This is a genomic window from Martelella limonii (assembly GCF_013344475.1).
Taxonomy (GTDB): Bacteria; Pseudomonadota; Alphaproteobacteria; order Rhizobiales; family Rhizobiaceae; genus Martelella; species Martelella limonii.
This window is the reverse complement of record NZ_JABUOU010000001.1, coordinates 67,787-83,485: the sequence shown is the minus strand read 5'-3', so window position 1 is coordinate 83,485 and position 15,699 is coordinate 67,787. Positions and strand designations below refer to the sequence as shown.

General features: G+C 61.1%; 9 protein-coding genes. 5 read left to right on the top strand and 4 right to left on the bottom strand.

The genetic code is table 11. The annotated features are described in order from the left end of the window. Nucleotides 1–61 precede the first annotated feature (61 nt). On the top strand, nt 62–3,358 hold the full coding sequence (locus HPQ62_RS00365; protein ID WP_174800532.1) for an autotransporter family protein: 3,297 nt from the start codon (nt 62–64) through the stop codon (nt 3,356–3,358). Here the strand turns inward: HPQ62_RS00365 and HPQ62_RS00360 are convergent. Further along, complete coding sequence (locus HPQ62_RS00360) at nt 3,348–3,509, bottom strand: hypothetical protein (protein ID WP_174800531.1); 162 nt, start codon at nt 3,507–3,509, stop codon at nt 3,348–3,350. The two genes, HPQ62_RS00365 and HPQ62_RS00360, sit on opposite strands and share 11 nt — an antisense overlap. 124 nt (nt 3,510–3,633) lie before the next feature. On the opposite strand from HPQ62_RS00360, the gene HPQ62_RS00355 reads away from it, so the two are divergent. The 3 genes from HPQ62_RS00355 (at nt 3,634) to HPQ62_RS00345 (ending at nt 6,858) form a co-directional block, all read left to right on the top strand. Next, entirely contained in the window at nt 3,634–4,848 is a 1,215-nt protein-coding gene (locus HPQ62_RS00355; RefSeq protein ID WP_174800530.1) for a pyrophosphate--fructose-6-phosphate 1-phosphotransferase, read from the top strand. Nucleotides 4,849–4,898: 50 nt separating this feature from the next. Beyond that, complete coding sequence (locus HPQ62_RS00350; protein ID WP_174800529.1) at nt 4,899–5,534, top strand: hypothetical protein; 636 nt, start codon at nt 4,899–4,901, stop codon at nt 5,532–5,534. 130 nt (nt 5,535–5,664) lie between these two features. Beyond that, a complete protein-coding gene (locus tag HPQ62_RS00345; protein WP_174800528.1) occupies nt 5,665–6,858 on the top strand; it encodes a lytic murein transglycosylase in 1,194 nt (397 codons plus the stop codon). 119 nt (nt 6,859–6,977) lie between these two features. On the opposite strand, the gene prfB is transcribed toward HPQ62_RS00345, so the two are convergent. The 3 genes from prfB to HPQ62_RS00330 all read right to left on the bottom strand — a co-directional run bounded on the left by prfB (nt 6,978) and on the right by HPQ62_RS00330 (nt 12,110). Beyond that, nucleotides 6,978–8,106, bottom strand: a protein-coding gene (gene prfB / locus HPQ62_RS00340) for a peptide chain release factor 2 (RefSeq protein ID WP_174800527.1) whose coding sequence is annotated in 2 segments (ribosomal slippage) — nt 6,978–8,036 and nt 8,038–8,106 — 1,128 coding nt in all. Because the reading frame shifts where the segments join, the coding sequence is not laid out codon by codon here. Between the two features lie 87 nt (nt 8,107–8,193). Next, on the bottom strand, nt 8,194–10,650 hold the full coding sequence (locus HPQ62_RS00335) for a penicillin-binding protein 1A (RefSeq protein ID WP_342343657.1): 2,457 nt from the start codon (nt 10,648–10,650) through the stop codon (nt 8,194–8,196). A 215-nt stretch (nt 10,651–10,865) separates the two neighbouring features. Then, nucleotides 10,866–12,110, bottom strand: coding sequence for an N-acetylmuramoyl-L-alanine amidase (locus HPQ62_RS00330; RefSeq protein WP_244629513.1), 1,245 nt, complete (start codon nt 12,108–12,110; stop codon nt 10,866–10,868). Between the two features lie 630 nt (nt 12,111–12,740). Here HPQ62_RS00330 and HPQ62_RS00325 point away from each other — a divergent pair. Then, nucleotides 12,741–15,698, top strand: coding sequence for an Rne/Rng family ribonuclease (locus tag HPQ62_RS00325; RefSeq protein WP_174800526.1), 2,958 nt, complete (start codon nt 12,741–12,743; stop codon nt 15,696–15,698). Nucleotide 15,699: the final 1 nt, after the last annotated feature.

Here is a 15,699-nt window from a genome sequence, read left to right as displayed (position 1 = left end):
TTGAAGTGCTGCGCAGATGACGTTTCCATTCCTCCAGCCATGCAACATCAGGAGTGGAGCCATGAGAGCGAACTGCGCGGATTCTCGCATCAAGTCGGATATGACAAAACTGCTCGCCTCGACGACCGGGGCGATGATCCTTCTGTGTTTCGGCGGCGATGCCAAGGCTCAGAACGAGTGCTCTGCTCAGTTTTTCACGACGCTCGTCTGTACCGGCCAGAGCTACCCCAACGGCATAACCTATGACGCCAGCGGTGACCTGGCGCTCCGGCTCGAAAACCCGCAAATGGTCGTCACGGGCGATATCTCCCTGACAACCTCTGCGCCGACCGGCTCCATCCGGTTCGACGGAAGGCAGTTTGACACCGTCTCAGGGGCATTGAACGTAACAACAGATAATGGAAGGGCGACGATCAACGTCGAGACGGGCACACTGAACGGCGGCATTGCTGTCCAGACCCTTGGATATGGCGCGATGGACTTCATACTTGGCGGCGACATGGTCTCAGGCGCCATTATCGCCAATGAAGGGCAAAGCCAAGCCGGGGGCACCGTGAACTTCCTGATGACGGGAGGAACAATCTCCGCCCCTTCCACGGCTGTCTGGATTACGAACGACGGATCAACGATTGCAACCATCAACGAAAATAGCGGACCGACGACGATAAAGGGCGGCTTCGTTCTGGAATCGACCTTTCAACAGACATTCCATCTGGAGAGCGGATCGCTCGACTTCGCCGCGTTCACCTCGGATACCGCGGCCACGATAACCCTATCGGGCGGTTCGATCGTACCTGACCATGAAGCCGGTTCGGGCGTCAGCCCCTATGCCGTCCGCGTGCCGATTTTCTCGACAGCACAGTATCAGGTCGATCTCGAAGGAACGGATATCCGTCTTGATCATGATTACTGGTCGGGCATTACCTTCGTCGACGAAGTGCTTAGCAGCGATGTCGCGACAGGCACCTTCAACATGACATCGGGCGTTATCCATGGAGACGGCGATAACGCCACAGCCTTCCACTTTATGGGAGATTATGTCTCGACCGGCGTGGCCATGAACATTGCAATGTCCGGTGGACTGATCGACATGAGGGGCGATGACTCGACGGCGTTCCGTTTGAGCAAGACGCCTCAAGCGCAGTATAATCTGGACATATCGGGCGGCATCGTGCGAACCAAGAACGCCCCGGCAATTCTCATTGCCGACGAAGGCACCGGCACCGAATCCTACCCCGCGATGAACCTGAATGTGACCATCGGTTCCGACGCTTCGATTTCGGTTGCAGACCGTTCGCCCATGCTCGTGAACGGCAATGACGACGCCAATACGATCGTGACCGTGACCACGCTCGGACAGGTTTATGGATCGTCCATGCTCGGCGGGGGCGATTCCGATTTCGTGATCGGCGGCGGAACCTATACCGGCGACATCTATGGCGATTACAACCAGATCGACGGCGCTCCAGACGACACCCTCAATCAGGGCAATGACCGCTTTACATGGACAAAAGGGCAGTTCATCGGCAGCTTTTATGGACAGGGCGGCTCAGACCAGGTGCTGCTGAACCTCGATGCCTTGCAAGGCGGTAGCGAGAACTATTTTTTCGATGGCGGCGAAGCCAATGACGGCAGCGCAACGGATCAGGATTTCGACCAGTTCATGATCGGCGCCGTCACGGGCCGACGGATTGACGCCAGCAAGATCGTGAACTTCGAATACATGACTGTGACACAGTCCAGTCTCGAATTTTTCGGATCGCTTCTGCTGGACCCCGCACCGAATTATCCGGAGCAATCGGGCATATTGGTCGTCAGTGACAGCAAAATCCTCTATTCCACCGGACCATCAGCAGAAACCGCGGTAACGATTGGCAGCAATATCGGTCTGGAACAGTCTTCCCTGAGAGTAAACGGACTGGGCTCACTCACCATCACCGGCATTGTCATCAGCACCGATAGTGACCTCGACATGCAGGACGGCTTTTCCCGCGGTGAAATCACAATCCTGGGAGACTATGCAGGCATCAATGCAACCGGCGCCATCGATATCAATGTTGCAGACGGAACCAACGACACGATCATCATAGAAGGCAGTGTTTCAGGGAGAACCGAACTCCGCTATCGCAATGTTGCATCGAATTCCTCACCCGGACAACCGTACGGATTTGCCGTGGTTGAAGCACCCGCGGATTCACCTTCCGACGGCTTCTTAGGGACTTTTACTGACGGCATGGTCCAATATCAGACAGTCTTCCTCCAGCCCGCAGGTTATGCGCCGGGATACTTCTTGCTGCCAACAGATTCACCGATGCCCGCAGATCGATTCCTTGATCGGGATTACGTGGAAAGGGCAAGCATCGACGAGCTCATAGATGCCGGCCTCACGCTCCAGCCCTTCGTCCCCCTCTACGAAGCCTATCAGTCCGTGATGCTCGAGATGATGGAGCTGCCGTCGATGAGGACGCGGTCCGGCGGGCGGTATGCGGATGGCGAGGCGCTGTCGTCTGGCCCGGCGCTCGATGCGCTGTGGGGACGGCTCGATGGCGGCTATGAACACTTCGACCCGCAGTCCTCCACCGCAAGCTATGATTACGACCTGTCGCGCTTCGAGATGCAGGCCGGGCTGGACGGTCTGTTCGCCGACACTGCCGAGGGCGCGCTGATCGGCGGCTTTACCGCCCACTACCAGACCGGTGAAGCCAGGATCGCCTCGCGCTACGGCGACAGCAGCATCCATCCCGACGGCTACGGCTTCGGCGGCACGCTGGCATGGTTCGGCGCGAACGGTTTCTATGCCGATGCCCAGGCCGAATTCACCTGGTTTACGAGCGAACTCAAAGCCGACGACCTGCCGCTTGCGCCGGAAGACAGCGACGCCTTCGGCTATGCGCTGTCGATGGAAGTCGGCCAGGCCTTCGGCCTTGGAGACGGCATGGCGCTCACGCCGCAGGCACAGCTTTCCTTCGCCGACATTGCGATCGACAGCTTCACCGGCGCCTATTCCGATCACGTCAGCTTCTCGGACGGCCAAAGCCTGCTTGCCCGCGCAGGCCTTGCGATCGAGAAGGAAAGCAGCTGGCAGGATGTCAATGGAGAGGCCCGCGCCGCCACGCTTTATGGCATCGCAAACCTCTATTACGAGTTCCTGGGCGAGACCACGGCGCAACTCGTGAACCTCTACGACTTCACCACCGATCCGGACGATTTTTCCGGCGAACTCGGCTTCGGCGGCTCGCTCGACTGGCAGGCAGGAAAACTGTCCTACTCGGCCTTCGCCGAACTCACGGCCTCCACCGGCTTCGATACCGGATCCTACGGCTATGGCGGGAATGTCGGCCTGAAGGTCAGGTGGTAAGGCCGGAGGCGCTTTCGGGCGATGCAGAGGGCGCCTCATACAAGCGATCGGACCGCTCGGTCCGGTCGCGGCCATTGCCCTTGGCGAAATAGAGGGCCTCATCAGCGCGCTTCAATGCCGGCGCGAGCCTGACCAGTTTGACCGAAAACAATTTTGACGCCTTGTCTTCTGGCGTCGCGTCAAACCGATTTTATTGCGGCGCGGTCTTTACACCCCGGCGCGGCTGTCGCATCCATGGGCCGACACATCCCGCGCGAGATCAAGAGAAAGTACCGATGTCTCATCACAAAGTTGCCATGCTCACAGCCGGGGGCCTTGCGCCCTGCCTTTCCTCCGCCGTCGGCGGGCTGATCGAGCGCTACTCCGACATTGCGCCCGACACGCAGATCATCGCCTACCGCTCCGGCTATGCCGGGCTTTTGACGGGCGACAGCATGGCGATCACGCCGAATATCCGCCAGCAGGCGCATCTCCTGCACAAGTTCGGCGGCTCGCCGATCGGCAACAGCCGGGTGAAGCTGACCAATCAGAAGGATTGCGAAAAGCGCGGTCTCGTGCCCGCCGGCGCCGATCCGCTGAAGGTCGCCGCAGATCAGCTCGCCAAGGACAACATCACGATTCTGCACACCATCGGCGGCGACGATACCAACACGACGGCGGCAGATCTTGCCGCCTATCTGAAGACCAACGGCTACGATCTCACCGTCGTCGGCCTGCCGAAGACGGTCGACAATGACGTCAAGCCGATCCGGCAGACGCTTGGCGCGTGGACGGCAGCCGAATATGGCGCCGCCTTCTTCGACAATATTTCGAACGAACAGAGTGCCGCACCGCGCACGCTGATCATCCACGAAGTGATGGGCCGCAGCTGCGGCTGGCTGACGGCGGCAACGGCGCGCGCCTATCTCGACCGCATCAAGTCGGCCGAATTCGTGGACGGCATGCTGATGAACCGGGCGATGAAGATGATCGACGGCGTCTATCTGCCGGAAACCGCTTTCGACCTCGAAGGCGAAGCGGCCCGTCTGAAGGAGGTCATGGATCGCAATGGCACCGTCTCGCTGTTCGTATCCGAAGGCGCCTGCCTCGAGGCGATCGTGGCCGAGCGCGAGGCTGCGGGCGCGACCGTTTCGCGCGATGCCTTCGGTCACGTCAAGCTCGACACGATCAATGTCGGCGACTGGTTTGCCAAGCAGTTCGCCTCGCAACTCGGCGCGGAGCGCGCACTGGTGCAGAAATCCGGCTATTACGCCCGCTCGGCGCCTGCAAACAATGACGATCTGCGGCTGATCCACTCGATGGTCGACCTTGCCGTCGAGAGCGCGCTTGATGGCGTTTCCGGCGTTACCGGCCATGACGTCGAGCGCAACGGCCAGTTGCGGACCATCGAATTCGAGCGCATCAAGGGCGGCGGCAGCTTCGATATCGACACGCCGTGGTTCGTCTCGGCCATGGAAGAAATCGGCCAGGAAGTCGTTCCCGCTCATTGACCTTTGCCTTCGCGAACGGTCTTATATCCGTTGCGGATGGAGGACAGACCTTGAATATCGCTATCGCGGCGACCTACGCCGCGCTTGTTTTCCTGCTGTTTTCCCTGCCTTCGGGCCGGATGATGGCGTTTGCCGGGAGGCGGTATCAGCGCGGCATCGAGACATTGCCGCTGCTGGGGCTCGGCATCCTTGCGGCGCGCTTTCTGTTCTTCGCCCTCGGCCTTGCCATTGCCATGGGCCTCGCTCTGGCCATGCCTTCGGGGCTGACGCTCGCGCGTATCGCTGCGGCATTCATCATAGCGCTCTGGATTGGTCGCAGCCTTGCGGGGCTGAAGCGCCCTGCCCCCGCCGCCGCGAACGACAATGCCCCCAGGAACCAGGCACTGAAGCAGATCTGGCTCGGCATGCGCCATGACGCCCGTCCCTACGCCGAAACGCTGCTTGCCGCTTCAACCCTGATCTTCTTCGTCGATCCTCAGTCTGTCTCGTTGCAGATGGCAGAGACGCTGTCTGTGGCCCACATTGCCGCAAGCATCGCTGCACTGGTCCTCTATGGCCTTCTCGCAGGCCCCGTCCTTGCGCGGATCAATGCGCAGCGCGACCGAAAGCGGCAGCAGCGCATTGCCCGTCTGCTGCGTTCCGGCCTTCCGCGCGTTTCTGCAAGATATCGCAAGAATGCCGCATGAAAACACGGACCGCGAGATGGTTAATTGACCGGACAGACAGGATTTTAAGGAATGCTTAGGCGCTCTCGACTAGCGTTCGAAACGATGTGAGCGGTCCCGGTTGGACCGAAAAGTTTCTGAGGAGACACCCATGATTTCAAAAACGATCCGCGCGGCCTTCGTTGCCGCGGGTCTGACTTCCCTCTTTGCCGGCCCGGTTGCGGCCCAGCAATGCGGCGGAGATTTCAACAGCTTCCTCTCCGGCGTGAAGGCTGAAGCCGTCCAGCGCGGATTTTCGGCGCAGGCCGCCGACCAGGTCCTGTCCGGCGCCTCGATCAGCAAGAGCGTTCTGAGCCGCGACCGTGCCCAGGGCGTGTTCAAGCAGACCTTCCTTGAGTTTTCCCAGCGCACCGGCAGCAATGCCCGCCTCCAGACCGGCAAGCAGAAGATCAAGCAATATGCCAGCACCTTCGATCGCGCCAAGCGCGAGTTCGGCGTGCCGGCCGGCGTGCTGACGGCATTCTGGGCCATGGAAACCGATTTCGGCGCCGTGCAGGGCGATTTCAACACCCGCGACGCCCTGGTGACGCTTTCCTATGACTGCCGCCGCCCGGAAATCTTCCGACCGCAGCTTCTGGCGCTGATCGAAATGACCCAGCATGGCGATTTCGATCCGGCGACGGAAACCGGCGCCTGGGCCGGCGAGCTCGGTCAGGTGCAGATGCTCCCGGAAGATATCATCCGCTTCGGCGTGGACGGTGACGGCGATGGCCATGTGCGCGTCAAGAAGAGTTCGCCGGATGCGCTTCTGACGGCCGCCAACTTCATCCGCAGCCTCGGCTGGCGCGCGGGCGAGCCGTGGATCCAGGAAGTTCAGCTGCCGCAGAACCTGCCCTGGGAAAAGACCGGCTTCGGCGGCGGGCTTACCGCAGGCCAGTGGTTCCAGCTCGGCGTGAAGCCCACGGACGGCAACACCCGGTTCTCGAACCTGCCGACCGCACTGCTGATGCCACAGGGCCGGTTTGGACCGTCCTTCCTCGCCTACCCGAATTTCAACGTCTATCTCGAGTGGAACCAGTCCTTCATCTACACCACCTCTGTCGCTTACTTCGCGACCAGGTTCGAGGGCGCTCCGGCCTACAGCAAGGGCAATCCTGAGCCCGGGCTCTCCGATGGCCAGATGAAGCAGTTGCAGCAGATCCTGACGTCCAAGGGCTACAATGTCGGCAAGATCGACGGCATTCTCGGCGCCGGCACGCGCGATGCGGTGCGCAGCGTACAGCTCCAGCTTGGCGTTCCCGCCGACGGCTGGCCAACGCCTGCACTGCTGCAGCAGCTGCGCTAAAGCAGAAAGCCTTCCAAAAAGAAAAGCCGCACCGGGCGACCGGTGCGGCTTTTTGGTTTGATGAGCCGGCTTGAGAACGACATTGCCGTCAGGCTTGCCCTGCGGCTTGCCGACCGCACTCAGTCGATGTCTTCGACGCCGTCGCTGCCGCCATCGATGCGGTGGGCAAGGGCTGCTTCCATGAAGCGGCTGACATCACCATCGAGAACGTCGGAGGGCGCGGTGCTTTCGACGCCGGTACGCAGGTCCTTGACGAGCTGATAGGGCTGGAGGACGTAAGAGCGGATCTGATGACCCCAGCCGATATCGGTCTTCGAGGCCGCTTCCTGGTTCGCCGCTTCCTCGCGCTTCTGCAGTTCGGCCTCGTAAAGACGCGCGCGCAGCATGTCCCACGCCTTGGCACGGTTCTTGTGCTGCGAACGCTCCTGCTGGCACTGCACCACGATCCCGGTCGGGATATGGGTAATGCGGACGGCGGAGTCGGTGGTATTGACGTGCTGTCCGCCTGCGCCGGAAGAGCGATAGGTATCGATACGGCAGTCGCTTTCGTTGATGTCGATCTCGATCGAATCATCGACCACCGGATAGACCCAGACGGACGAAAACGAGGTGTGACGCCGGGCATTGCTGTCATAGGGCGAAATCCGCACCAGACGGTGCACGCCGGATTCCGTCTTCAGCCAGCCATAGGCATTGTGACCCTTGACGAGGATGGTGGCGGACTTGATGCCTGCCTCTTCGCCGTCATGGACTTCGAGCACCTCGACCTTGTAGCCCTGCTGTTCCGACCAGCGGGTGTACATGCGCAGAAGCATGTTGGCCCAGTCCTGGCTCTCGGTACCGCCGGCACCGGAATGAACTTCGAGATAGGTGTCGTTGGAATCGGCCTCGCCGGAGAGCATCGCCTCGACCTGCCGGCGCTCGACATCGGCAAGCATGGTGCGCAGGCCCTGCTCGGCCTCGCGCACGACATCCTCGTCGCCTTCTTCCTCGCCAAGCTCGATCAGCTCGATATTGTCGGAAAGCTCGGTTTCGACGCGGCGCACGGCGGAAATGCCTTCTTCCAGAAGCTGTCGCTCGCGCATCAGCTTCTGCGCCTCGCCGGCGTCATTCCAGAGGTTGGGGTCTTCGGCCCTGTTGTTCAGCCAGTCCAGACGCTTGATTGCCTGATCCCAGTCAAAGATGCCTCCTCAGCAGGCCAACACCCTGCTTGATATCGTCGACAATACCTTCGATTTCCGCGCGCATGATACTCTCTGCTATTCTGAAAAACCGTTCGAATCCGGTGAATAAGGGGGCGGCGGGCGGATGTAAACCCCGCCCCCGCAAGCGGCCTCAGTAAAGGCCGCTCGAACCGCTGGAGATGACCTTCTGGGCCTGCGGCGATTCCCTCAGGATTTCCTCGGGCGATTTGTAGCTGCTCATGTCGATCACATCGAAAGCCTCGGCTGGGCCCGTGCCCGGCTTGAACGCCTCCATGATGACATTCGGGCCGGAACCGCTGGCGCGCATGCCGGTGGAGCGGTTGACCGCGACATTGGTCATGCCTTCAGGCTCGATGAAGTTCTCGACCGGCAGGTCCTTGAGCGCATTGGTCATGAAGGTGTTGAAGATCGGCGCAGCCAGCCCGCCGCCGGTGCCATGGCGGCCGAGCGTCGCCGGCTGATCGAAACCGATGTAGAGACCGGCGACCAGGTTGGGCGTGAAGCCCACGAACCAGGCATCCTTCTCGTCGTTGGTGGTTCCGGTCTTGCCGGCAACCGGACGGTCGAGCTTGACGGCGCTTGCCGCCGTGCCGCGCTGAACCACACCTTCCATCATCGACGTGATCTGGTAGGAGGTCATCGGGTCGAGAACCTGCTGGCGCCCATCGATCAGGATCGGCTCGGACTGGCCATCCCACGTCGCGGCTTCACAGTTCTCGCATTCACGCTCTTCATGCTTGAAGATGGTCTTGCCGTAGCGATCCTGGATACGGTCGATCAGCGTCGGATTGACCTGCTTGCCGCCATTGGCAATCACCGCGTAAGCCGAAACAAGACGCATCACCGTGGTTTCGCCGGAGCCGAGCGACATCGCCAGAACCGGATCCATGTGATCGTAGATGCCAAAGCGCTCCGCGTAATCGGCAACGGTTTCCATGCCAAGGTCGTTCGCAAGACGGACGGTCATGAGGTTCTTGGATTTCTCGATACCGGTGCGCAGCGTCTGCGGACCGGAGAAATCGCCCGAATAATTCTGCGGTTTCCAGATTTCGCCGCCCGATTCGAACTCGACCGGAGCGTCCATGACCACCGAAGCGGGCGTATATCCATTGTCGAGCGCTGCGGCGTAGACGAACGGCTTGAACGAGGAACCGGGCTGGCGCATCGCCTGGGTCGCACGGTTGAACTGGCTCTGCGAGAACGCAAAACCGCCGACCATGGCCAACACGCGGCCGGTTTCCGGGTCCATGGCGACGAGACCGCCCTGCACCTTCGGCACCTGACGCAGGCGGTAATTGTCGCCCTCGCCCGTCGACTGGACGTAGACCACGTCGCCCTTCTCCAGGACGCCTTCCGGGCTCGTCGCGTTCTTCTTGCCCTTTTCGAGGAATCGGTAGGCCCACTTCATGTCGGCAGCGGGAATGAAACCGGTTTTTCGGTCTTCGGCAACGCGGCCTGCCGCATCGAGCGGCGGACGGATCCCGATCTTGGCTCCCTCGCCGCTGACGCCGAGCACGACCGCGATCTGCCAGTCCGGCACATCCCAGAGCGGCGTCATCTTGGCAAGAGCGGGTCCCCAATCCTCCGCCGTTGAAACCTGCGCAATCGGGCCGCGATAGCCGGCGGCCTGATCGTAGCTGATCAGTCCGTCGCGCAGCGCTTCCTGCGCATAGGTCTGCATCTGCGGGTCAAGCGAGGTCCGCACCGAAAGGCCGCCCTCGTAAAGCATCTCCTCGCCATACTTGTCCTTGAGCTCACGACGCACGGCCTCGGCGAAATACTCGTCGCCCTCGATCGGCTGGTTCTGGCGGTCGGTGACCACGCCTAGCGGCTCCGAGCGCGCCTGATCGGCTTCGGCTTGGGTAATATAGCCGTTTTCTTCCATGCGGCTGATAACCCAGTTGCGGCGCTCGATCGCAGCGTCCGGGTGGCGGTAAGGATCGTAATTGGCAGGACCCTTCAGAACGGCGGCCAGATAGGCGCTTTCTGCGATCGTAAGGTCAGAGACGGGCTTGTCGAAATAGGTGAGCGCCGCATCGGCAATACCAAAGGCGTTGCGACCGTAATAAACCTCGTTCAGATAAAGTTCGAGAATGGTATCTTTTGAATAGGCCTGCTCGATGCGGAACGACAGGATCGCTTCCTTGACCTTGCGTTCATAGGTCTGGTCCGAAGACAGCAGGAAGTTCTTCGCAACCTGCTGGGTGATGGTCGAGGCACCCACCGGCCGGCGGCCGCTGCCGGCATTCTTGACGTTCGTGAACACCGCACGCACCAGGCCTGCAACATCGATGCCGGGATGGGTGTAGAAGTTCTTGTCTTCGGCCGACAGGAAGGCGCCGCGGACGCGCATCGGAATGGCATCGATCGGCAGGAACAGGCGGCGCTCATGCGCATATTCGGCCATCAGCTCGCCATTGCCGGCATAAACCCGGGTCGTGACAGGCGGCGTGTACTGCGCAAGCACTTCGTAATCCGGCAAGTCCTTCGCCACATTGCCGAGATAGATGCCGATGCCGACAGCAACGACGAGAAAAAGTGCGCAGGCGATGCCGAAGAGATATCCGATGAACCTGATTACAGCCACGTGTTTTTTATACCTTGTTCTGATTGCGGTTGTGCCGGACTTGGAAACGCGCCTCGAAGCCCGATTGGATGCAGCCCCACATCAATACGCCCTGGTCGACTACCGCAAATATCGCCCGCTGGCATGAATTTAAATACCCCGGAAAGCTTTTTACAATGAATGTGCGCTTTTTACGACGCGCCCGGCAAAGATCGCCGGTGCCCACCGCGCATTTGCTATTCTATACCCGACATCATCGGGCTCCGGTACCGCGTCACCGCATCCACCAGACGGTCGACCAGCGTGTCGCGCCAGACCGGATCCAGCATGCGTTTTTCGTCCTCTGGGTTGGACAGGAAGCCGATTTCAAGCAGGATCGACGGAATGTCCGGCGCCTTCAGCACCATGAAGCCCGCAAAGCGGTGCGGGTTGTTGATCAGGCTGATCTGCCCCTCGAAGGAGGCGACGACCTGATCGGCAAGCGAGATCGCAAAGCTCTGCGTCTCGCGGCGGGTCAGATCGAGCAGGATATCCGTCACCTCCTCCGGCTCGGCGGAGGCCTCGATCCCCATGATCTCGTTCGACAGGTTTTCGCGCTGCGCCAGCGCCGCCGCCAAGCGGTCGGATGCGCGGTCTGACAGCGTGTAGACGGTAGCGCCCGAAATGTCGCGCTGGCTCAGGGAATCCGCGTGCAGCGAAATGAACAGGTCCGCCCCGTGCTGGCGGGCGAGTTCGACGCGCTTCGACAGCGACAGATAGACGTCCGCGTCGCGGGTGAGATAGGAATCAAAGCCCGGAACGGTCTGCAGTCTCGCAGCGAAGGCGCGGGCGAAATCGAGCGTGATGTCCTTTTCGAAGGTCTTGCTGTCCTCGCCGACGGCGCCGGTGTCGACGCCGCCATGGCCGGCATCGATGGCGACCACGAAGCTGTCGTCCTCGGGCGCCAGTGCGGCGTCTTCCGCGTCGCTGGCATTGCCGGACTGCTTGTCCTGCCCCGCCAGGAGCTTTTCGAACACCGTGCTGTCGGCAATCGCGAGGTCAACCACCAGCCGCGCGCCCGTGCCGCCCTCGTCACGGGTTTCGGCGAGGGTCATCTGGATCGGCTCGCGCGCCGTCAGCACGATCCGCGACTGCCCCGGCCCGGTCGTTCCGTAGCGGACGTCGGTGATGAGACCGCGCGCCTGCACCGCGTCGTGATCAAAGCCGAACGCGGTGGCGGGCAGCGTGATCACGAACCGCGCCGGATCCTTGAGATAGTGGTAGCTGAATTCGGGGGCGCGGTCGAAATTCACAACAAGGCGCGCACGCGCGTCGTCACCGACGAGCAGGGCATTATAGGCGATCAGCGGCGCAATCTCAGCGCTCTCCTCGGCAGTCGCCTGACCTGCGAGAAACGCCGACGGCAACACCAGCAGGGAAATCAGGGCGAAGAGAATTGCCCCCTTCCCGCGCGTCCCAACAGCGTGTTTGCGTCCCCGCATGCCGACCCCCATGATTGCGTTCAGCGGCTTCCGTTTCATAGCCAGCCGGATGGCGAAAACGTGACGGATAAGGTCTTTGGTACCGACCGGCGCTGATCTGCAACGTGATACGGGTTTTTCCCCATTTTCTCAAATATTACCGTGGATTGGATTTTCCTTGCTATTGACGCACCGAATACATACTAATGTGCATCAGGTGGACATTATGACGGGACAATTGCGCGAGGCAGCCGGTCTTTTCCAGATTGGCGCCACATTAAAGCGATTGGGCGTCCGCCGTCTTTCCACCTAACGGACAGAATATCTTGGCCGATATACGCTCTTAATCGATGCGTTTCGGCGTAAAGGTCAACGCTTCACGGGCATTCCCGGAGGCGATTTCATCGCCCCGAAATCGGGGTTAGGCAGTGTTGGTTTCGACTGGTTACATATGAGAACGAAGCGTCAAATTCTTCCATCGGCCCGCGCCCCCTTCGAGGGCGCCGGACTGATTCGAGAAGCAGCCGCCCACGTTTCGTTGCGACGGTCGGACGTTATTTCATCCGGCGTATCTGCTGACGATCTTTTCCGGAACAGGGCATCGTCCCGCTCCGCAGACGTCAGCCGCGCGCGCCGAGGAGTTCATCTTAAATGGCAGACAAAATGCTTATCGACGCGTCTCACGAAGAAGAGACCCGCGTCGTTGTCGTTCGTGGAAATCGGATAGAGGAGTTCGATTTCGAATCGCAGCACAAGAAGCAGCTGCGAGGAAACATTTACCTGGCAAAGGTCACGCGGGTGGAGCCGTCGCTCCAGGCCGCCTTTGTGGACTATGGCGGCAACCGCCACGGCTTCCTGGCCTTTTCGGAAATCCATCCCGATTACTATCAGATCCCGCTTGCCGATCGCGAAGCCCTGCTGAGGGAAGTCGCCGGAAGCGATGACGACGAAGACACCGATACCGCGCTGTCGCAGCCGTCCGAGGCCTCCGAGAAGGCTGCGTCCGAAGAGGAAAGCAAGCCGAAGCCGCGCACCCGCCGTGGCCGCGCCAAGGCCAAAACTTCCGATAAGTCCTCGGAAAAGGCAGAAGAAAAGCCTGCCATCGCCGAAGAGGCACCTGCCGCTGAAGCAGCCGAAACGGGTCCGGAAACGGCCGAAGCGGCTGAAGGCGCCGAGCAGGATGCTGCTGCCGAAGAGGCGCCCAAGAAGCCGCGCCGCCGCCGCAAGCCGGCAGCCAAGAAGACCGCGAAAGCGGACGATGACGCTGCCGAGGCAAACGCAGGCGCAGCACCCGAAGCCTCGTCTGACGACAACGCCTCCAGCGACGGAGTTGCAGGCGGCGAAGAACCCGACAGTGATGCCTCCGGTGACAGCAAGGGCCCGACCCACATGGCCGCTGCTGTCGACGCCGATACGGTCTCCGAAGACATCGACGATGACGACGACAGCGTCGAATCCGTTGGCGCCGAAGACGCCATGGAAGAGGTGCCGGAATATAACCATCGCAAGGCCCGCAAGCAGTACCGCATCCAGGAAGTGATCAAGCGCCGGCAGATCCTGCTGGTACAGGTTGCCAAGGAAGAACGCGGCAACAAGGGTGCCGCGCTCACGACCTACCTCTCGCTGGCCGGCCGTTATTCGGTGCTGATGCCGAACACGGCGCGTGGCGGCGGCATTTCCCGCAAGATCACCAATCCGGCAGACCGCAAGCGCCTCAAGGATGTCGCCAAGGATCTCGAAGTGCCGCAGGGCATGGGCGTGATCCTGCGCACCGCCGGTGCCAACCGCACCAAGGCCGAGGTCAAGCGCGACTTCGAATATCTGATGCGGCTTTGGGAAAACGTGCGTTCGAAGACGCTGACGTCCACGGCGCCCTGCCTCGTCTATGAGGAAGGCAGCCTGATCAAGCGCTCGATCCGCGATCTCTACAACAAGGATATCGGCGAAGTCATCGTCTCGGGCGAAGAAGGCTATCGTGAAGCGAAAGACTTCATGAAGATGCTGATGCCGAGTCACGCCAAGGTTGTCCAGCGTTACCGCGACGTGCACCCGATCTATTCGCGTTCGGGCATCGAAGCCCAGCTCGACCGCATGCTGCAGCCTCAGGTCACGCTGAAATCCGGCGGTTACCTGATCATCAACCAGACCGAGGCGCTGGTTGCCGTCGACGTCAACTCCGGCCGTTCGACCCGCGAGCACTCGATCGAGGATACCGCGCTCCAGACCAATCTGGAGGCAGCGGAGGAAGTGGCGCGTCAGCTTCGCCTGCGCGACCTTGCCGGCCTCGTGGTGATCGACTTCATCGACATGGAAGAAAAGCGCAACAACCGCGCTGTCGAAAAGAAGCTCAAGGACTGCCTGAAACACGACCGCGCCCGCATCCAGGTCGGACGCATCTCGCATTTCGGCCTTCTGGAGATGTCGCGTCAGCGCATCCGCGCCTCGGTGCTGGAATCGACCACCCAGGTCTGCAGCCATTGCGGCGGCACGGGCCATGTTCTGTCGCAGTCCTCCGTCGCGCTGCATGTGCTGCGTGGGGTCGAGGAATATCTGCTGAAGAACACGACCCACAACATCACCGTGCGCACGACGCCGGAGATCGCGCTGTACCTTCTGAACCAGAAGCGCAACACGATCGTGGACTACGAAGGCCGCTTCGGCGTCGAGATCATCGTTGAAGCCGACCCCAAGCTGACCACCAGCCACTTCGAGATCGATCGCGGCGAACCCGTCGAGAACCCGGTCAAGATCGAAACGCTGCTCGACTTCCCCGAAGAGCCGGAAGACGACATCGTCGAGGAAATCGAAGAGACCGAGGAAGAAGAAAAGCCGGAAGTCGTTGCGACCGAAGAGGAAGGCGGACGTTCACGCCGCAAGCGCCGTCGCCGGCGTGGCCGCAACGGTCAATCGAACAATGACGCCGACGGCGATCAGGCGGATCAGGCGGGCGACGACGAGGAAGAGGCCAAGGCCTCTTCGGGCGAAAACGAAGACGGCGAGCAGTCTTCCGACAAGCCGCGCCGCAAGCGCCGCCGCGGCAAGCGTGGCGGACGCCGCAATCGCGGTGATGAGAACGGCCAGCAGACGGAGGCTGCCGATGGCAGCAGCGAACATGCGGACGACGACACCGATGGTGCCGATGACGACGACAATGCGGCATCTTCCGAAGATGGTGATGCAGTCGTAGAGGCTGGCAACGGCGACGCTGTCGAACAGGTTGCAACTGCCGAAGTCGAAGGCGACCAGCCGGGCGCCGTCAATGAAGACGATGCCATGGCCGAGATCGAGGGCCGCAAGCCCCGCCGCCGCCGCGCCAAGCGCGCCGAAAGCGCCGAAGCCCCTGCCGAAACCGCAGTGGAAGCAGTCGAGGAAACCCCTTCCGAGCCGGAGGAAGCCGAAGAGGCAGAGGACGAGGCAACCGTCGAGGCTGCTGCGGACCTTGGCGACGGAGCTGCCGCCACCGAAGCGGAGAGCCCGAAGCGTGCCAACCGCGCTTCCAACGTTTCCCATTCCGAGCCTGTGGTGACCTCCGATGGCGCCAAGGCTGAAAACGACGATGAGGAAGCCAAGCCGAAGCGCGGCTGGTGGCAGCGTCGTGGCTTCTTCTGAG

Excerpts from the sequence above, each read along its gene's own strand:
- HPQ62_RS00365 (WP_174800532.1), top strand. The coding sequence starts at position 62 with ATGAGAGCGAACTGCGCGGATTCTCGCATCAAGTCGGATATGACAAAA.
- HPQ62_RS00355 (WP_174800530.1), top strand. The coding sequence starts at position 3,634 with ATGTCTCATCACAAAGTTGCCATGCTCACAGCCGGGGGCCTTGCGCCC.
- HPQ62_RS00345 (WP_174800528.1), top strand. The coding sequence starts at position 5,665 with ATGATTTCAAAAACGATCCGCGCGGCCTTCGTTGCCGCGGGTCTGACT.
- HPQ62_RS00330 (WP_244629513.1), bottom strand. The coding sequence starts at position 12,110 with ATGCGGGGACGCAAACACGCTGTTGGGACGCGCGGGAAGGGGGCAATT.
- HPQ62_RS00325 (WP_174800526.1), top strand. The coding sequence starts at position 12,741 with ATGGCAGACAAAATGCTTATCGACGCGTCTCACGAAGAAGAGACCCGC.